Annotated in this window: 15 protein-coding genes; 2 read left to right on the forward strand and 13 right to left on the reverse strand. The window is 64.2% G+C overall.

Annotation, left to right across the window (positions count from 1 at the left end):
- Window positions 1-5 precede the first annotated feature (5 nt).
- Both KBZ12_RS03635 and KBZ12_RS03640 read right to left on the reverse strand, forming a co-directional pair.
- On the reverse strand, window positions 6-968 hold the full coding sequence (locus KBZ12_RS03635) for a glycosyltransferase family 8 protein (protein WP_315859283.1): 963 nt from the start codon (window positions 966-968) through the stop codon (window positions 6-8).
- A 55-nt stretch (window positions 969-1,023) separates the two neighbouring features.
- Window positions 1,024-2,943 (reverse strand): ABC transporter ATP-binding protein, encoded by a 1,920-nt coding sequence (locus tag KBZ12_RS03640; protein ID WP_254956382.1) that lies wholly within the window; start codon window positions 2,941-2,943, stop codon window positions 1,024-1,026.
- Between the two features lie 413 nt (window positions 2,944-3,356).
- On the opposite strand from KBZ12_RS03640, the gene KBZ12_RS03645 reads away from it, so the two are divergent.
- Window positions 3,357-4,505 (forward strand): TIGR03790 family protein, encoded by a 1,149-nt coding sequence (locus KBZ12_RS03645; RefSeq protein ID WP_254956383.1) that lies wholly within the window; start codon window positions 3,357-3,359, stop codon window positions 4,503-4,505.
- On the opposite strand, the gene galE is transcribed toward KBZ12_RS03645, so the two are convergent.
- The 9 genes from galE to KBZ12_RS03690 all read right to left on the reverse strand — a co-directional run bounded on the left by galE (window position 4,459) and on the right by KBZ12_RS03690 (window position 14,327).
- Window positions 4,459-5,505 (reverse strand): UDP-glucose 4-epimerase GalE, encoded by a 1,047-nt coding sequence (gene galE / locus KBZ12_RS03650; protein ID WP_254956384.1) that lies wholly within the window; start codon window positions 5,503-5,505, stop codon window positions 4,459-4,461. The two genes, KBZ12_RS03645 and galE, sit on opposite strands and share 47 nt — an antisense overlap.
- Window positions 5,502-6,470: a GDP-L-fucose synthase gene (locus tag KBZ12_RS03655; RefSeq protein WP_254956385.1), complete on the reverse strand. Its 969-nt coding sequence runs from the start codon at window positions 6,468-6,470 to the stop codon at window positions 5,502-5,504. Before KBZ12_RS03655 ends, galE begins: the two co-directional genes overlap by 4 nt.
- 130 nt (window positions 6,471-6,600) lie before the next feature.
- A complete protein-coding gene (gmd, locus tag KBZ12_RS03660) occupies window positions 6,601-7,725 on the reverse strand; it encodes a GDP-mannose 4,6-dehydratase (RefSeq protein WP_254956386.1) in 1,125 nt (374 codons plus the stop codon).
- A gap of 375 nt (window positions 7,726-8,100) precedes the next feature.
- On the reverse strand, window positions 8,101-8,838 hold the full coding sequence (locus KBZ12_RS03665) for a Bax inhibitor-1 family protein (protein WP_254956387.1): 738 nt from the start codon (window positions 8,836-8,838) through the stop codon (window positions 8,101-8,103).
- A gap of 103 nt (window positions 8,839-8,941) precedes the next feature.
- On the reverse strand, window positions 8,942-9,448 hold the full coding sequence (locus KBZ12_RS03670; RefSeq protein WP_254956388.1) for an aromatic acid exporter family protein: 507 nt from the start codon (window positions 9,446-9,448) through the stop codon (window positions 8,942-8,944).
- Window positions 9,445-10,461 (reverse strand): PhoH family protein, encoded by a 1,017-nt coding sequence (locus tag KBZ12_RS03675; protein WP_254956503.1) that lies wholly within the window; start codon window positions 10,459-10,461, stop codon window positions 9,445-9,447. The genes KBZ12_RS03670 and KBZ12_RS03675 overlap by 4 nt, the downstream gene beginning before the upstream one ends.
- Window positions 10,458-10,880, reverse strand: coding sequence for a 30S ribosomal protein S16 (gene rpsP / locus KBZ12_RS03680; protein WP_254956389.1), 423 nt, complete (start codon window positions 10,878-10,880; stop codon window positions 10,458-10,460). The genes KBZ12_RS03675 and rpsP overlap by 4 nt, the downstream gene beginning before the upstream one ends.
- A 46-nt stretch (window positions 10,881-10,926) precedes the next feature.
- Window positions 10,927-12,375: a signal recognition particle protein gene (gene ffh, locus KBZ12_RS03685; RefSeq protein ID WP_254956390.1), complete on the reverse strand. Its 1,449-nt coding sequence runs from the start codon at window positions 12,373-12,375 to the stop codon at window positions 10,927-10,929.
- Window positions 12,375-14,327, reverse strand: a complete 1,953-nt coding sequence (locus KBZ12_RS03690; RefSeq protein WP_254956391.1) for an ARC6/PARC6 family protein — start codon at window positions 14,325-14,327, stop codon at window positions 12,375-12,377. The genes ffh and KBZ12_RS03690 overlap by 1 nt, the downstream gene beginning before the upstream one ends.
- 144 nt (window positions 14,328-14,471) lie before the next feature.
- Here KBZ12_RS03690 and pdhA point away from each other — a divergent pair, with 144 nt between their 5' ends.
- Complete coding sequence (gene pdhA / locus KBZ12_RS03695; protein WP_254956393.1) at window positions 14,472-15,581, forward strand: pyruvate dehydrogenase (acetyl-transferring) E1 component subunit alpha; 1,110 nt, start codon at window positions 14,472-14,474, stop codon at window positions 15,579-15,581.
- Window positions 15,582-15,611: 30 nt separating this feature from the next.
- Here pdhA and KBZ12_RS03700 read toward each other — a convergent pair whose 3' ends face one another.
- Together KBZ12_RS03700 and KBZ12_RS03705 are read right to left on the reverse strand one after the other, a co-directional pair.
- On the reverse strand, window positions 15,612-16,505 hold the full coding sequence (locus KBZ12_RS03700) for a hypothetical protein (protein WP_254956395.1): 894 nt from the start codon (window positions 16,503-16,505) through the stop codon (window positions 15,612-15,614).
- A 394-nt stretch (window positions 16,506-16,899) separates the two neighbouring features.
- The gene (locus tag KBZ12_RS03705; protein ID WP_254956397.1) at window positions 16,900-17,829 is read right to left on the reverse strand and encodes a sigma-70 family RNA polymerase sigma factor; all 930 of its coding nucleotides are present in this window, start codon (window positions 17,827-17,829) and stop codon (window positions 16,900-16,902) included.
- Window positions 17,830-17,911 lie beyond the last annotated feature (82 nt).

The raw sequence follows: 17,911 nt of genomic DNA on the forward strand, positions 1-17,911 counted from the left end.
GGTCCCTAGGGCCTCGGCCTGCCGAGCATCCGTTTGCCCGCACTTTTTAGGCGGAAGCGCAGCGACCCGAGGCGATCGGCCAGGGAGGTGCTGGGGGCCTCCTCCAGGGGGAGGTTGGCCCAGGGTGTCTGCTGGCGAATCTCCAGGTAGCGCTGGCGCCAGGGATGGGTGCAGCGATGGTGCCAGGGCTTGGCCACTCCGGACCCAGCGAAGTGGATCACGGCGGGGTTGGCCCTGGCCAGCTCCGCCTGCTGGCCCAGCGGGGTGCTGACATCGGAATACTCCGGATGCATCCAGAGATGGGGAAGGGCGTTGAAGCGCCAGTCGAAGGGAAGCCAGCGGGTTTCAAGCAGAGAATTGAGCACGTCCTGATCCCAGTGCTTGATGCGCTCGGGATGGGTGCGGGCAAATTCCAGACCGGTGGCCAGGATGTTTTCCCTGCGCCAGCGGCCGAGATCGATCAGCATGGCTCCGGCGTTGAATACCAACGAACCCTCGGCAAGGCCCAGGCGATTGCGGTCAAACTCCTGGTTGTGTTCCTCCACGGCGCCGATGCTGTTCTCCCCAAGGTCAGATTCCAAGAGTGCACGAAGCGAGTCGACCACGATGAGATCAGAATCTAGATAGAGAACCTTCTCCACGGCGTGGGGCAGGGCCGCTGGCAGCAATAACCGGAAATAGGTTGCCAGGGTGATGTGGCCGAAGACCGGAAACCCTGAAAACATCTCCTCATCAAGTTGAATGAAGGAAACCGACGGCAGAAAACCACCGAGATAGGCAGCCAGTCGAGCACGTTCACTGGCATCAATGACATCGTGGAGGATGTAGATACTGATCGATTCAGTCGGATTTGAAAGCTGAAGGGATTTCAGCATCACGGCACAGTGCCGAATGTAGTTGTTGTCGATCGTGCAGGCAATGATAATCTCAGGGCTGCCATCGCGACGGGCAACGCCTTGGTCAATGATCGAATCGGTGAATGCCCTGGGTCGGGGCGATTCATGCGTGGTGCGTCAATGACCATCAGACGGGTGTTGCGGCCTTGGACGACTGTTGTGGATGTTTGGACTGGTCACCCCAGAGTTTCGCATACAGCCCTGACTGGGCCAGCAGCTCGTGGTGTCGACCCCGCTCCAGAATCCTTCCTTCGGACATCACGCAGATGACGTCGGCATTGACGATTGTGCTCAGACGGTGGGCGATGACCAGTACGGTATGCTGGCATTCGAACTGTTCAATCGCCTGCTGCACCAGACGCTCGCTCTGACTGTCCAGGGCGCTGGTGGCTTCATCCAGAATCAGCAGTTCAGGTTTGCGCAGAATCGCCCTGGCCAGCGAGATCCTCTGGCGCTGCCCGCCGCTGAGGCGGTAGCCACGTTCACCGATTTTTGTTTCGTACCCCTCGGGAAGGTCGGCAATGAAGCCTGCGGCCTGAGCCTTGGCGGCCGCGTCCTTGATGTCGTCGAGGGACGCCCTGTTGACACCGAAGCCAATGTTGCTGGCGATGCTGGCATTGAAGAGAAAGGTGTCCTGGCTGACGACACCAAGGCGTTGCTGCCAACTGGAGAGTTTGAGATCTCGAAGATCTTCGCCATCAATCAGAATCCTCCCTCCTGTGGGTTCGTACAGACCCGTCAGAAGATCGGCAATGGAACTCTTGCCGGCCCCGCTGGAGCCGACCAAGGCCACGGTCTGGCCGCGGTCGATCCTGAGCTGGATTGAGGAGAGGGCTGGAGGGAGATCCGGGCTGTATTGCAACGAAACATCATCGAGCTGAATTCCACTTTGGAGGGCCGTAAATGGCATTACTCCAGATCTGACGAAATCTTTGTCATCGTCACGAAGAATATCGTTGAGGCGCTCCACATTGGCGCTGTTGGCGGCAAAGCCCGTTGCCAGTCCTGTCAGACTGCCGACACGCTGATTGAGCCTCTGAAGGGCAATGATGAAGGTGACCAGGCTTGGCAGCACGCCGCTGCTGCGATCCTTGAAAATCAACAGACTGAGGGCCGCGATCAGGGCGATGGAGATGATCGGCAGCATGTTGGAAATTGGCTGCACCAAGTTAGAGAGTTTGCTATGTCGTATCGACAGGCGCTTGTTTTCATCGAGCAACCCATTCAACTTGCTTCTTGAGCTCTCCAGTTGGCCCGTGCTGTGCAGCAACCGGAGGCCTTGAACCTGCTCATTCTGGTGGCTGGAGAGCTCCACACCCACGATCTGCAGCTCCCGTGAATTCCTGCGAATGCGTGGCAGCAGCAGTTTCTGAACCGTCTGCATGACGGCGGCCATGGCAAAGGCCACCAGCAGTAGCCATGGAGAAATGGCCACCAGGATGACCAGATAGATCAGCAACTGGAGGCTGTTCATCACCAGCCCATTGGCCAGAGAGATCTCCTTCTGTACGGTGCTGCCACCGGCGCTCACGTAGGTCAACAGGTCGCCGACCCTGTATCGACTGGCACAGCCGAAACTCAGCGACATCACCCGATCGTTCAGCTTGGTGGTGATTTCCGCGCCCATCCGGGCTCCGATGACGTCGCTGCTGATGCTGTTCACATAGCTGGTCGCCGCCATCAGGCCCTGCAGAGCCACGGCGGTGGCCAGCAGAAGCACGAAGATTCCATCGCGCCCTGTGCGGGTGCTGAGGGTTGCGCTGAGCCAGTCCTGGAGCCAGGGGAGCTGGTTCAGGAATCCAAGGACCGATATTTTGCTCCAATCGCTGTTCTCCGGAGCACTGATCAGGCTCACCGAGAGAAAGATGATCCCGAGGGTGGCGCCCTCGCTGAGGCTTGCGGCCAGGCTGGTGAAAAAATTCAGCGCCAGCAACTTCCAGTTCTTCTTCGCCGATTGCCGAATCAGGCGCGCGGCAGGTCTCTGGTCAGTGAAAGGAGTAAGCAGGGAGTTGGGGAGACGTCTGGCGATGCGATGGAGAAACGGCATCAACGGCGAGGCAGAAAGGGATCTGAAACGTTCAAGTCAAGAGTAAAGCTTCAACGGATGAAGGCCTCTGGTTGGCAAGTTTTTGTCAGTGGCGCATCCGATTGTATCGATTGATCAGGGTCCCTGAACAGGGTTTGGGCACATGGTCAGTCTGCAACCGGGGATCAGCAAAGCCACTCGATCTCAAATCTAGGTCGTCATCGGCAGCCTGCACCAATGTTGTGCCTCGACCTACGATCAGCTTTATCCCCAGGCTGGAGCTGGCGGTGGGACTCCCTCCAAACCCTTGGTACGAGTTCCAGAACCGGCCCCAAGCCTGGCCTCTCCCCGCTCGCCGGTTTCCCAGAGTCCACTGATTCCGCCAGGTCGCCGGGCTTTCCGCCGCCGCGTCGGCCAGCCTTCTCCCCCTTCCCATGGCCGCTGGGTCGTTCCGTGGACGGCTGTCGACCCCCCTCCGGCGCCGGCTCTCCGCCTCTCTTTCGCTGTTGCTGCTGCTGGCCTTGGCCGCCAGCGAGACCCTTCCGCGCCGGTCGCGGCCCATCGGCAGCAGGGCCTCCGCGGATGGTCCTCTCGACCATCGGCACCTGGCCATCATCATCAACGCCGCCGATCCCCTCAGTGAGACCATCGGCCGTGCCTACCAGGGCGCCCGCCTGATTCCCGCTGATCAGGTGATCCGGGTGCGCTTCTCCCCCAGGACAGCGGCGTTGAGTCCAGCAGACTTCCGCCGAATCAAGCGGGCCGTGGACAGCCGGACCCCAGGTCATGTCCAGGTCTATGCACTGGCCTGGGCCGCCCCTTATCGGGTCGGGTGCCAGTCGATCACCAGTGCCTTCACCTTCGGCCTGGATTCCCGCTTCTGTGCCAGCGGTTGCCGGACCACCGCCCTGAGTCCCCTGTTTGCCCGTGGCGATGTGCGCCGTCCCTGGGATCAGCTGGGAATTCGGCCCAGCATGCTGCTGGCGGCGACCAGTCCTGCGATGGCCAGGCGCTTCATCCAGAAAGGTGTGGCTTCCGATGGCACGGCGCCTGATGGGACGGCTTACCTGTTGAGCACCGGGGACCCCAGGCGCAACACCAGGGCCGCCGGCTATGGCCGGGTCGTGGCGGCCATGGGACCACGGTTCCGGGTCAGGGTCGTCGCTTCCGATGCACTGGTGGGAGCCCAGGACGTCATGGCTTACTTCACCGGAATGGCCTTCCCCGTGGGGATCCGCACCAACCGCTTCCGGCCGGGAGCGGTCGCCGACCATCTCACGTCCTTCGGCGGGAAGCTGACCGACAGTCCGCAGATGAGTGCGCTTTGTTGGCTTGAGGCCGGTGCCACCGGCAGCTACGGCACCGTGGTGGAGCCATGCAATTTCCCGGCCAAGTTCTCCGATCCCGGCCTGCTGCTCACCTACTACCGTCGTGGTGACACCTTGATCGAGAGCTACTGGCGCAGCGTGGCCATGCCTGGCCAGGGTGTCTTCATCGGCGAGCCCTTGGCCAGGCCCTGGCCGGTGCGTGGGGGACTCAACCCTGGTGACGCTTCAGATGCCAGGCCCAGGCGTGCTCGATGATCGATCCCAGTTCGGGGAAACGGGGCCGCCAGCCCAGTTCCTGGTGGGCGCGGGAGGCGCCGGCCACCAGCTGGGGAGGATCACCCTCCCGCCGTCTGGCCACGTGGGCGAGCAGGCCGCGACCGGTCACGGCCTTGGCGGTTTCGATCACCTGCTGGACCGAGTACCCGGTGCCGTTGCCCAAGTTGAAGATCAGGGGTTTGCGCTCGGCCTCCTCCCGCTCCCGTAGCCGCAGCAGCCTCTCCAGGCCCAGCACATGGGCATCGGCCAGATCGGCCACGTGGATGTAGTCGCGGATGCAGGTGCCATCCGGGGTGGGGTAATCGTCGCCGAAGATCTGCAGATAGGGCTCCCGGCCGCTCATGGTGTCGAGCACCCTCGGGATCAGGTGGGTTTCGGGATCGTGGTCCTCCCCCAGGTCGCCGTCGGGATCGGCACCGGCGGCGTTGAAGTAGCGGAAGATGACGCTGGGCAGGCCATAGGCCGCCGCGAAATCGGTGAGCAACTGCTCCACCATCCACTTGCTGCGGCCGTAGGGGTTGATCGGAGCCTGGGGATGGTCTTCGGTGATCGGGACCTGTTGGGGAATGCCGTAGGTGGCGCAGGTGGAGGAGAAGACGATCGGCAACGGACGCTCGGTGGCCACCAGCGCCTCCAGCAGGGTGAGGGTGTCGCCCAGGTTGTTGCGGTAGTACTTGGCTGGATCGTTGACGGATTCACCCACATAGGCGTAGGCGGCGAAGTGGAGAACGGCCTCGATGGGCTTGCCTTCCAGCGCCGTCCCATCGAGGGCGGGATGGCGGCCGCGCAGCAGCGGCTCCAGCACTTCGCGGTCGCCAACCTGGCCCAGCACCAGGGGAACCTTCAGGGTTTTTTCGACGATGTCGGCATGGCCATAGACCAGGTTGTCGAGAACCACGGGTTGGTGACCCGCCCGGGTCAGGGCCCTGACGGCATGGCTGCCGATGTAGCCGGCTCCTCCAGTGACAAGGACCCTCACAGCCGCACCTCAGCGCCGCTGGACCGCTGGCTGACGAACTCCGCCACGGTGCGCTGCAATCCTTCCTGCAGAGGAATCGCGGATCGCCAGCCCAGGGCAGCCAGGCGGCTGACGTCCAGCAGCTTGCGCGGAGTCCCGTCCGGTTTGGACGTGTCCCAGCTGATTCGGCCTCGGAAACCCACCGCTTCGGCCACCATCGTGGCCAGCTCCTGAATGCTCACGTCTGTTCCTGTCCCCACATTGATGTACGGCCTTTCCTCGGGGCCCGGTTGCCAGTGCTGCAGGCAGAACAGCGCCGCAGCCGCCAGATCGTAGACGTGGAGGAATTCGCGGCGTGGTCGGCCGCTCCCCCAGCACACGACCTCCTCGGCTCCGGCTTCCCGGGCTTCCTGGAAACGCCGGATCAGGCCGGGCAGCACATGGCTGTTGGTGGGGTGGTAGTTGTCTCCGGGGCCGTAGAGGTTGGTGGGCATCAGGCTGATGGCGTCGAAGCCATGCTGTTGGCGCAGGGCACGACACAGCTGGATGCCGGTGATCTTGGCGATCGCATACCACTCGTTGGTGGGCTCGAGCGGCCCGCCGAGCAGGGCGTCCTCCCGGATTGGTTGATCGGCGAGTTTGGGATAGATGCAACTGCTGCCCAGGAACAGCAGGCGCCGGGTGCCCTGCCGCCAGGCGCTCTCGATCACGTTCTGCTGGATCTTGAGGTTGTCGAGCAGGAAATCGGCGGGGTAGGTGGAGTTGGCCAGAATGCCGCCCACCCTGGCGGCCGCCAGCACCACCACATCGGGCCGCTGGTCGGCGAACCACGCCGCCACGGCAGGGCCATCCATGAGATCCAGCTCCGTACGGCCCACCGTGAGCAGCTGCTGGTGGCCTTCCGACTTGAGGCGTCGGGTGATGGCTGAGCCGGCCATGCCGCGATGGCCGGCGATGAAGATCCGATCGTTCGGTGAAATCAGCATGGGGAATGCCTCAGGCCGCTGGGCCCTTGCGCGAGGTGGTAAATCTCTGTTGACGGCACCGTTCCTGCCGTGATTCTCTTCGGCGAGAGCTGGTCACAGACCTGACCATAGCGGCGTTTCGGATCTCTCCTCACGGTGCGGTCTTGAGTCCGACCTGGGGGGGATTCTCCATGCAGCCGACGACCTTGAAGCCCTCCCGGCGCAGGGTGGCCTCCTTGGCGGCTTCCTCCTTGTCGGTGGCGACCATTTCGGCCACCAACTCTTCCAGGGTGGTGGTGGGCGTCCAACCCAGCCGTTCGCGCGCCCGCGTCGGATCCCCGAGCAGGGTCTCCACCTCCGCAGGGCGGAAGTAGCGACGGTCGATGCGCACCACGGTGGCGCCTGTGTCGCGGCGGGCGCCCGTCTCCTCAACCCCCGTGCCTTCCCAGACAATCCCGCCCCAACCCAGTTCCTCGGCGGTGAGCTCAATGAACCGTCGCACCGATTCCTGGCGACCCGTGGCGATCACGAAGTCTTCAGGGTGGTCCTGCTGCAGCATCCGCCACTGCATCTCGACGTAATCCCTGGCGTGTCCCCAGTCGCGAAGGGAATCGAGATTGCCCATGAACAGACCCTGATCAAGACCGGCGTCGATACGCGCCAGCCCCCGGGTGATCTTCCGGGTCACGAAGGTTTCGCCCCGTCTGGGACTTTCGTGGTTGAACAGAATGCCATTGCAGGCGTACATGCCGTAGGCCTCCCGGTAATTGACCGTGATCCAGTAGGCGTAGAGCTTGGCCACGCCGTAGGGGCTCCGGGGATAGAAGGGCGTGGTTTCTTTCTGGGGGATCTCCTGCACCAGGCCGTAGAGCTCACTGGTGCTGGCCTGGTAGATGCGGGTTTTTTCTGTCAGCCCGAGGATGCGAACAGCTTCTAGAATTCGCAGTGTGCCCAGGGCATCGGAATTGGCTGTGTATTCGGGACTTTCAAAACTCACCGCCACGTGGCTCTGGGCTCCGAGGTTGTAAATCTCATCGGGTTGGATCTGCTGAACGATCCGGATCAGGTTGGTGGAGTCCGTCAGATCCCCATAGTGCAGAACCAGCCGAGGATCCTGTTCGTGGGGGTCCTGGTAAAGGTGGTCGATCCGGGTGGTGTTGAAGCTGCTGGCCCGCCGCTTGATTCCATGCACCACATACCCTTTCTCCAGGAGCAACTCCGTAAGGTAGGAACCGTCCTGACCGGTGATCCCGGTGATCAGAGCCGTTTTGGTCATGGAGTTTTCAGTGCATTCAAGGGTTGAAGTGGCGCGCTGGACGCCCGTGGGTGCAGGGAGCTCCCGGCCCAGGACAGGGCCACGCTGACGGTTTGAAATCCAAGCCAGCTTAGCCGGAAGCTCGCATCCGATCAGAAACGGGCGCCGGTCACGGTCGCTTCAGCCCTGTCATCTGGGGACAGCTGCGGCAGAGCGGATGATCCACAGGCCCTGTGCCCGCTGTTCTTAGCGACTGAGTTCTTCTTCTCAAGCAAAAGCGGTGTTGGAAACCTTCGGCAAGACCTGGTTAGCGTTGAAGTCTCCCTTCCAGCAAAAAGGGCCTGTCCACAAAGAACAGGCCCAAGCAAGCAATTCAAAGAGAAGCGGCTGAATACTTCAGTCGCGCCGACCGCCGCCCTGAAGAGCAATGATCAGCCTCAGGATGAAGATGAAGAGGTTGATGTAGGTGAGATACATGCCAAGGGCGCCGGCCAGATACTGGTCGTCGCTGTAGGTACGCGGCATCGTGTAGAAATCGACGAAGGCCGCTCCCACGAAGATCACCGTGCCGAAGCCGGCGATCATCAGCTCGAAACCACCTCCAGTGAAGATGGCCGGGGCAAACAGGCCACCCACCAATTGCACCACCATGGCGATCACCAGGCCGATGATGCCAAGACCCACCACTCCGCTGAGGGCCTGGCCGACGTTGTCGCTCATCCGGCGGCCAAAAAAGGAGGCGATCACGAAGGTGATGCCCGTGGCCAGGGCGGCGGTGCCAACGGCGCCGACACCAGCCGCCGTCACGGCGTAGCTCACGATGCCGCTGAGGGTGAAACCTGTGATCAGGCTGTAGGCCGTCAGGATCGGCAAGGCGGTGCCGGCGTTGCCCTTCATGGCGGCGTTCTGGGCCACAAAGAAGAGGATGAAGTTGCCGATCAGGGCCACCCAGAACAGGGGCATGAACAGGGCCGGCGCGCTGGCCATCAGGGACATGCCACCAAGGACACCACCAGCGGTGAGCACCATGCCACCACCCACGTAGGGGAGGGCCTTGTTGACCACGTTGGGTCCGATCAGGGCGCTGGACTGGGCTTCGCGGATCGCTTCCTGGAAATTGCTTCTGGCCGGCATGGCACTCGCATTTCAAACTTGATCTATCTTGCCAGCGACTCCAGGGTTACGGCGAGGAGGCCGGTTCGGATCTCCCCATGCAGGCCCGTCAGGCAGCCAGGCTTCAGGCGTTGCCCCCGGGCTGGCTGCGGGATCCGGGCCAGAGCCACACCGCCAGCAGCGCGACACCCGTGCCGATGCAGGATTCCAGAAAGCGCAGCAGGGCATTCAGACCCGGACTCAGGGACGGATCCAGGCTGCCGGTGACCATCACAACGATCACCGTGATCGCCGCCAGACGGCCATGACTTGGCACGTTGATCGCCGCACAGATCATCACCGTGGCGAAGATCGCCGCCGCCATGCCGAGGGGGTGAAAAGGGAGCAGCGTCAGGTACACCGCACTGGTGATGGCGCCGATCGCCGACCCCAGAATCCGCAGCGAGGCGGAGGAGGCCGCATCCTTGCGGGTGAGCTGGGTCACCACGACAGCGGAGATCGCCGACCAGAGGGCGCCGATCTTGGGCAGGTAGCCCGGAAACAGGCTCGTGAACCAGAAACCCAGGAGGTAGGCCACCAGAGCGGCCACCGCGATCTGGGCGGGGATGCGCAGTCGTTCAGCGCTGTTCATGGTTCCAAGCGGGCGGGGGTGCCATCCATCCGCCTCCTGGCTGGGGGGGCCGGTAGGCGGGAATCGCGGCGGGCGTAGGCCTGCACCAGCCGCTGCACAAGGGGGTGGCGCACCACATCCGCATCGGTGAACTGGCAGATGGCCACGCCTTCCACCCCCTGCAGCACCTGCTCCGCCTCCACCAGGCCGCTCAGCTGGCCCGGGGGCAGATCGATCTGGGTGGTGTCCCCCGTTACGACCATGCGGGAGTTCTCCCCCAACCGTGTCAGCACCATCCGCATCTGGGCGCAGGTGGTGTTCTGGGCCTCATCGAGGATCACGAAGGCATCGGCCAGGGTGCGGCCGCGCATGAAGGCCAGGGGCGCCACCTCGATCACCCCCTTCTCCAGGAGTTGGGTGGTGCGTTCCTGGCCCAGCAGCCCATGGAGGGCGTCGTAGAGGGGGCGCAGATAGGGATCCACCTTCTGCTGGAGGTCACCGGGCAGGAAGCCAAGCCGTTCGCCCGCCTCCACCGCCGGACGCGTGAGAATCAGCCGCTCCACCTTGCGTTCCTGCAGCATCCTCACAGCCAGGATCGTGGCCAGGAAGGTTTTTCCGGTGCCGGCCGGGCCGATGGCCAGGGTCAGGTCGTGGCGTTCGATCGCCTCGACGTAGCCGTTCTGGCGCAGGGTTCGCGGCCGCAGGGGCCTGCCGGTGACGCTGGTGGCCAGCACCTGGAGGCCCATGCTGCGGTGCTGCTCGGAGCGTCCGGTGTCCAGGGCCGTCAGGGCGACCTGGATGTCCACCGGGCCGATGGGCTCGCCCCGTTGCCACAGGGGCTCCAGGAGCTGGATCAGGGCCTGAAGCCGCTCCACCTGGGAGCTGCGGCCCCGGATCTGAAGGTCGAGACCCCTGAGGACGATCTGCGCACCGGTGAGGGCTTCGAGCCGCCGCAGGGAGGCCCCATCGATGCCCGCCAGGGCAACGGCGGCGCCGCTGTCAGGGAGGGCAAACGTGGAGGAGAGTTCGCTCAGGCCTCGGTGGCAGCTGGTTCGGCGGCGGCGACTTCGGCAGCGGCCGCCGCGGCCGCTTCTTCAGCCAGCTTGGCGGCGGCGGCCTCCTTGGCGGCTGCCGCCTCCTTGATGGCGGCGGCAGCGGCGGCCTCGCGGGCGGCGGCCTGCTTGACCTTGCCGACTGTTTCGGCCGGCCGGACGGTCTTCTCGATCAGACCGCCCTTCTCGAGCAGGGTGCGAACCGTATCCGTGGGCTGGGCTCCCTGGCCGAGGCGCAGGCGGATGGCTTCGGTGTCCAGGCGCGTTTCCTTGGTGCGGGGGTTGTAGAAGCCCAGCTCCTCAAGCGGACGGCCATCGCGGCGGGAGGTGCTGTTGGTGGCCACCAGACGGAAACTCGCTTCCCGTTTCTTGCCGAACCGCTTCAGCCGGAGCTTGATCATCTGGAAAAGGGTGCTCGAAATGCAGCCCCCAATCCTACAGGCCGGTTCACAGCTGGCCGAACCCCTTGCGCTTCTTGGCCGGCTTGGGGGGCCTGGGTGGCTTGCCGCCGCCGCGGCCACCAGGAGCCCCCATCCCCGGCATCCCGCCCATCCCCGGAAAGCCACCCATCCCGGGCATCCCAGGCATCCCTGGCATGCCACCGCGGCTCATCTGCTGCATGAAGCCGCGCATCTTCTGGAAGTCGCTGAGAACCTTGTCGACGTCGGCCGGTGTGTGGCCACTGCCGGCGGCGATGCGGCGACGGCGGGAGGGCTGGGAGGCGAGCAGTTCGGGCTGGCGGCGCTCGGCCTCGGTCATCGATCCGATCATGGCCTCGATGCGCTTGAGCTGGCTCTCGCCCTGCCGCAACATGCCGTCGTCGATCTTGTTCATCCCCGGGATCAGTTTCATGAGCCCGCCCAGGGAGCCCATGCGCTTGATCAGGCGCATCTGCTGGACGAAATCGGAGAAATCGAAGCTGGCTTCCTGCAGCTTGCGCTGCATCTTTTCCACATCGGCGAGCTCCACCTCCTTGGTGGCCTTCTCCACCAGGGTGAGCACATCGCCCATCCCCAGGATCCGGCTCGCCATCCGTTCCGGGTGGAACGGCTGCAGCGCTTCCACCTTCTCACCGGTACCGATGAACTTGATCGGCGCACCGCTGACCTTGCGGATCGAGAGCGCCGCCCCGCCGCGGGAATCGCCATCCAGCTTGGTGAGCACGGCGCCGGTGATGCCCACCTGCTCATGGAAAGCGCGGGTGAGTTCGGCGGCCTCCTGGCCGATCATCGAATCCACCACCAGCAGCACCTCATCCGGGGCCGCCGCCTCCCGGATCCTGACCATCTCCTCCATCATCAAGGCATCGATCTGGAGCCGGCCGGCTGTGTCCACCAGCACCGTGTCGAAGCCCTCGTCCCGTCCCTTGGCCACGCCGGCGGCAGCGATCGCTTCCGGCTTGGCGTCACTGCCGAGGCTGAAGACCTCCACGCCGATCTGGCGGCCCAGGGTCTGCAACTGGTCGATGGCGGCCGGCCGGTACACATCGGCGGCCACCAGCAGGGCACGCCGCCCCTGTTCCTTGAGGTGCAGGCCCAGCTTGGCGGTGGCGGTGGTCTTGCCGGCCCCCTGCAGACCGGCCATCAGGATCACGGTGGGCCCGTCCGTCGCCCGGGCCAGGGGCGCGTTGGCGCCCCCCATGGTGTCGACCAGCTGCTCGTGCACCAGCTGGATGAACTTCTGATCCGGGCTCACTCCCCGCACCACCTCGGCCCCTACGGCCTTGCGCCGCACCTCCTCGACGAATTCCTTCACCACCGGCAGGCTCACGTCAGCCTCCAGCAGCGCCCGTCGCACCTCCCTGAGGGCGCCGTCGACGTTCGTTTCCGAGATGGCCGCCTGGCCGCGCAGTCCCTTGACCGCGTCTTCAAAGCGCTGGGAGAGTTCGTCGAACATCAGTTGAGAGATTGGGTGGCCGCCAGGCGCCAGCTGTCGCCGTCGCGTCCGAATACATAACCATTGCGCAGCTCCAAGGGCGCCGTGGTCTCCAGCACCGTCCCATTCGCGTCAAGGCGCCGGTCGCTGTAGCGGAGCCGGGCGATGGCGACGAGGCGCTGGGGGCCGCTTTCCGACAGGCTGAGATCGATGATCTGAACCTCCAGCTTCTGGGTCTGGCCCCGGGCGGCATCGTCGCGGCGCTCCCTGGCGAGCAGGGCCATCGGCCCTTCCCGGGCGATGCGATCGAGGTCCTGAGGGATCGGTTCGCCTGCCAGGACGCCGCTCTTCACCGTCAGCCAGTTCTCCAGCAGGCGGCGCACCTGGGACGCATCGGGACGGCTCACGGTGAGTGGGGTGATGCGCAGCCCGACCACAGGCGTAGGGGCGGGTTTCGGAGAGGGTTTCGGAGAGAGTTTCAGAGCTGGAGCCGGGGCGGTGACCGGCGGTGCCGGCGCCGGTGGCGGCGAGCTCTGGCGCTGCCGCAGCCCCCAGGCAGCGGCCAGCACCAGCAGCAGGGCGGCGCCGCCCCCCAGCAGCCAGGGCCTCGGGGGCAGTGGCCAGCGCAGGGGGACGTCGTCATCTAGCTCCCCGTCGTCATCGGGATCCGTTTCGGCATCGGCTGCAGGGAGAGGGGCGAAGCCGCCGGCGGCATCTCCATCGAGGCTCAGGGGCGCGGGCGGCGCCAGCGTTCCCAGGCCGAGGTCGTCGAAGGGAGGGAAGGAGGAGGCTTCGGCAGGCTCAGCGACTGCCGGGGAAGGGAGGTAGGCGCGGCCCCTGCGTTGGTCCTCCCGCTCGACGTAGGCCACCACGTCGCGGTCACTGAAGTAGGCCACCAGATCAGGCTCGGCTTCGAGGTCCCGGTAGCCCGGCAGCACATCCCGCACCAGCCAGTCGCTGCAATAGGCGCAGAGCTGACCCAGGGGGTCGGCACTTTTGCCGGCGGCCCAGTCCTTCAGCTCCTGGCTGGCGCCCCGGTCGAAGCAGGACCGCGCCGTATCGGCCTCGCCCAGCAGCAGGTGCAGATTGGCCAGCAGCGGTTCGATCCCCTCCCGGCCGCTGCGCTGCAGACGGTGTCTGGCCTCGGCGATGCGCTCGGGCTTGCGCTGGGCGAATCCGGAGGCGGTCAGGGCGATGGTGGCCAGGAAGTCGGCGGCATCGGAGCCGCTGGCCGCCCAGCGGCTGAACAGATCCACCTGCTCCTGAACCGTGAGAAAGGCACGGATCTGGTGGAAGAAGGGCTGGAAATCCTGGCTGGGGAACTGGGGATCGCCATCGCCTTCAAGCCCGCCACGCCGCTGCACCAGTTGCTCCAGCAACGCCAGGCCCTCCTGCCGCTCGACACCGGCAACCAGGTCCCGGCTCAGCAGGTCGAGCACCCGGTAGGGCGTGAGGTGTTCCAGCTGGGCGTGCATGGCTTCCCTGAGGTCGGGTTGCCTGCCAAGGCGTTGCAGCAGCTGCAGACCCTGCTCCAGGGTGCGGGCGGCGGCTTCGAAGCGGCGCTGCTCCTCTAGTTCGCTGGCGGCCGCGAGGCAGGCCAACCCCGCCAGGAGCGTGAGATCGCCTTCGCGGCCGCTGCCGAGGGTGGGTGACTGGGGAGGCTGCAGCGAGCGGCTGGCCAGCTCGAAGGCCTCCAGGGGTTGGCCCCCCTCCATCAGCAGCACCAGTCCGCCTACCTGGCGGGCGGTGGCGATCTCCAGGGCCGGCTGCAGGGTGCCGTCGGTGTTGGCCAGGCTCGTCAGTTCCGCCTCGTAGGCAGCGCGCCGATCCGCATCGGAGAGCAGGTCGGCGCTGGCCCGAAGCAACTCCGCACGCGCCTGCAGGGTTTCGGGGCTGAACCCTCCGTGGGGCAGACGGTCCAGGCGCGACTGGAGGGTGCGCAGGACCCCCTGGGCATCGGCGGACGAAGGCACGCCCAGCAAGCGGAAATGATCGATCGGCAGGTCCAATCCGATGATGACGCTGGGGCGCGACTGTAGTCAGAGGCAGTGGTTTTGACTGTCACCAGGGAACGGACCCCGTACAGTCATGGCTACGAATCGCATCGCCTTCCTGCCATGACTCAGGAATTGACCGCGGCGCGGGCAGCCCAGCCCGCCAGCCCTGGGGCCGCCGCGTCTTCTGAGGAGGCCGGCAGCCATGCGGTGCGGCTTGAGGGCCTGTATCCGGCCGAGCGGGCCAGCGTCAGCCGGGACGAGGGCCTGATGCTCTACCGCGACATGACCCTGGGGCGCCGCTTCGAGGACAAGTGCGCCGAGATGTACTACCGCGGCAAGATGTTCGGCTTCGTGCATCTGTACAACGGTCAGGAAGCGGTCTCCACCGGGGTGATCCGGGCAATGCGGCTCCAGCACGACTGGTTCTGCAGCACCTACCGCGACCATGTCCATGCCCTGAGCTGCGGCGTGCCGGCCCGGGAGGTGATGAGCGAGCTGTTCGGCAAGGCCACCGGATGCAGCAAGGGGCGGGGCGGCTCGATGCACCTGTTCTCCCGCGAGCACCATCTGCTCGGCGGCTATGCGTTCATCGGCGAGGGTATTCCCGTGGCGCTGGGGGCGGCCTTCACCAGCCGCTACAAGCGTGACGCCCTCGGCCAGGCCGACAGCGATGCGGTCACCGCGGCCTTCTTCGGGGACGGCACCTGCAACATCGGCCAGTTCTATGAATGCCTGAACATGGCCGCGCTCTGGAAGCTGCCGATCCTGTTCGTGGTCGAGAACAACCGCTGGGCCATCGGCATGGACCACAACCGGGCCACCAGCGAGCCGGAGATCTGGCGCAAGGCGGCGGGCTTCGGCATGGTCGGCGAGGAGGTCGACGGCATGGATGTGCTAGCCGTGAGGGCCGCGGCCCAGCGGGCCATCGAGCGGGCCAGGGCTGGGGAAGGCCCCACCCTGTTGGAGTGCCTCACCTACCGCTTCCGCGGCCATTCCCTGGCCGATCCCGACGAGCTCCGCGAAGCGGCCGAGAAGGAGTTCTGGGCCAAGCGTGATCCCATCAAGCAGCTGGCCGGCCGCCTGGTCGAGCAGGGCCTGGCCTCACTTGAGGAGCTCAGGGAGATCGACAGGGAGATCGATGCCGAAGTGGCCGACTGCGTCGAGTTCGCCCTGGCGGCCCCCGAGCCCGATGGCAGTGAGCTCACCCGCTACATCTGGGCGGAGGACTGACCCTCCGTCGGCGCAGGGTTAGTTCGAAAGTCAGGACGGCGGGCGACGGACTCGCCGGACGAATCTTATCAATCGTCTGGCTTTGCTCCTGAGGGGATCCAGATAAGGCATCGTAAAGAACACCTTGCGATAAATGGCATTGAGAGGTGTGATTTCTTCTTTGAACTCACGGTGGTGAAGGAGAATAGTTTCTCTCTCAATCGCTCTTTCTTTATGGTGGATATCCCTGAGACTATCCTCATTAGGGCGCATACCGAGTTGGTGGAAGATGATTCCTGCGGCTGTCTGATCAAAACGGTGGCCGCCGACACGTGGATCCGAGGAGATGCAGCCTCCCTTATTCCAAGCGATAGCGTAGTGCTCATCGAGGGTCGTGATCGGCGTCCTGCCTCCTCTGCAAGTCAGCCCGTCTGTGTTGAGGGCATGCCAAGCTTCAAGAAAACGAATGCCAGATTCGTGGCGTACGTTCACTCCAATCACAGAGGTGGGAATCTCGGGAATCTTCATCGCTTCCTCACGACTGATGCAGTGGTGTTGTAATACTTCGTCGCTGGACCATTGCCCAAGAGACTGGCCATAATTATTGCAAAAGGCTACGTACCCGTGCTCATTGATAGTTTGGAATATTGGCTCCACTGGGCGAAGGGCGACGATCGTTGCATCCATCCAAAGTATCTCTTCGTAGCCACGTTTTCTGGCCTCTAAAAAGCAAAAAGTCTTGAAAGCCATTGGAGCTTCAAACTGTGTGGGTGAACGGAGTGGCAATTCCTCGTTCCAAGCCAGAAAATCGCCCTTGAAGCGAACTCTCGTCAGGCTCTCCTCCAGCCTCTCCAGCGATTGGGCGAGGCCTTTCCGTCCAATGGCAAGGCTAATGACACACCGTTTTGCTGGATGCGATGCCCCACCCATGGTCACCCTTTTCATCGGATCATTCCTGGAAGGCAGATCATGGGATGGCTGATCGGATGGATTGTTGGCCCGATGCTGCAGTGATGTGGTCTTGTTGGAGGCATGATTGTGATTGTTGACCTTTTGGCAAGACATGTTGATTGATGATAGTATAACTTGTGTCTCTCGCAGGTTCTAATCAATTCTGGTGCCCAGGGTCGCTGGCGCATCTCCACCGGCCGCCATGGCCTGTTCATGATGTCATCAGTGGTCATGCCGCCTCAGCCCGTCGGTGCTTTCCAGGAATCACCCAGGTGCCGTCCTGGGAAATTGATCACTGAAGATTAACAAGGATCGGTTCGGGAGCAGTGTTCAAGTCGGCCTGGCGACGATGGCTCGGTCGAAGGGGGCTCACCCGCTCCTGAGATCTTCAGATGAGTGGAGTCGCCCGGTTCGAGAGGGTGCGCAGCTTGCGCAGCGCTTTGAGTTCGATCTGCCGCACCCGCTCCCGCGAGACATCCAGCTGCCGGCCGATCTCGGCCAGGGTGTGAAGCTCCATGCCGTCGAGGCCGAAGCGGAGGGCCAGCACCTCCTTCTCCTGGGCCGAGAGGTGGCCCATCAGCTCGGCCAGCTGCTCCTGGTGCATGCCCTGCTCGATGCGATCCAGCGGCTCCTCGGTGGAGCCATCGGCGATCAGGTCCCCCAGGAAGCTGCGGCCGTCCTCCGCATGGATGGGGGCATCCAGGCTGGAGATGGTGAGCGCCTGGCGCAGCAGGGAGTCGAGCTCCTCGACGGGAATGGCCATGGCCTCGGAGATCTCCCGACGGCTGGGCATGGCGCCGAGCTTGTGGGCCAGCTCCAGGCTCACCTTGCGGATCGTGGTGAGCCGTTCGCTGAGGTGAACCGGCAGGCGGATGGCCCGGGACTGGCAGGCGATCGCCCGGGTCATGCTCTGGCGAATCCACCAGAAGGCATAGGTGGAGAACTTGTAGCCCCGGGTGGGATCGAACTTCTCGACGGCGCGCTCCAGGCCGAGGGAGCCCTCCTGGATCAGATCGAGCAGTTCCAGTCCCTTGCCCTGATACTTCTTGGCCACGCTCACCACGAGCCGAAGATTGGCGCGCATCATCCGCTCCTTGGAGCGACGGCCGACCTTGATCGTCTTGGTCTCCTGGACGGAGTATCCTGCTTTCGATTCCTCCACCAGGTGCATCATCGCCTGCACCTGGTTGCCGAGCTCGATCTCTTCGGCTGGGGTCAGCAGTGGCTCCCTGCCGATCGAGGTGAGATACCAGGTGATGGAATCACCCCCTCTGCGGCTGGAGCCCTCCCTTCTCGTCGTGACAGCAGAGGCGGTCATAGGGGGGGGGGGGGGGGCGAAGTGGCGCCCACGAGTATTTCACTAAATTCTCTACTAGTTGGCAAGGACGGAAAGTGTCTGG

Origin of the sequence: Cyanobium sp. Cruz CV13-4-11 (assembly GCF_024346055.1) — a bacterium.
Lineage (GTDB): Bacteria > Cyanobacteriota > Cyanobacteriia > PCC-6307 > Cyanobiaceae > Cyanobium.

Excerpts from the sequence above, each read along its gene's own strand:
- KBZ12_RS03665 (WP_254956387.1), bottom strand. The coding sequence starts at position 8,838 with ATGCCGGCCAGAAGCAATTTCCAGGAAGCGATCCGCGAAGCCCAGTCC.
- KBZ12_RS03700 (WP_254956395.1), bottom strand. The coding sequence starts at position 16,505 with ATGAAAAGGGTGACCATGGGTGGGGCATCGCATCCAGCAAAACGGTGT.
- KBZ12_RS03645 (WP_254956383.1), top strand. The coding sequence starts at position 3,357 with ATGGCCGCTGGGTCGTTCCGTGGACGGCTGTCGACCCCCCTCCGGCGC.
- KBZ12_RS03705 (WP_254956397.1), bottom strand. The coding sequence starts at position 17,829 with ATGACCGCCTCTGCTGTCACGACGAGAAGGGAGGGCTCCAGCCGCAGA.
- rpsP (WP_254956389.1), bottom strand. The coding sequence starts at position 10,880 with ATGATCAAGCTCCGGCTGAAGCGGTTCGGCAAGAAACGGGAAGCGAGT.
- gmd (WP_254956386.1), bottom strand. The coding sequence starts at position 7,725 with ATGACCAAAACGGCTCTGATCACCGGGATCACCGGTCAGGACGGTTCC.
- KBZ12_RS03655 (WP_254956385.1), bottom strand. The coding sequence starts at position 6,470 with ATGCTGATTTCACCGAACGATCGGATCTTCATCGCCGGCCATCGCGGC.
- ffh (WP_254956390.1), bottom strand. The coding sequence starts at position 12,375 with ATGTTCGACGAACTCTCCCAGCGCTTTGAAGACGCGGTCAAGGGACTG.
- KBZ12_RS03640 (WP_254956382.1), bottom strand. The coding sequence starts at position 2,943 with ATGCCGTTTCTCCATCGCATCGCCAGACGTCTCCCCAACTCCCTGCTT.
- pdhA (WP_254956393.1), top strand. The coding sequence starts at position 14,472 with ATGACTCAGGAATTGACCGCGGCGCGGGCAGCCCAGCCCGCCAGCCCT.
- KBZ12_RS03670 (WP_254956388.1), bottom strand. The coding sequence starts at position 9,448 with ATGAACAGCGCTGAACGACTGCGCATCCCCGCCCAGATCGCGGTGGCC.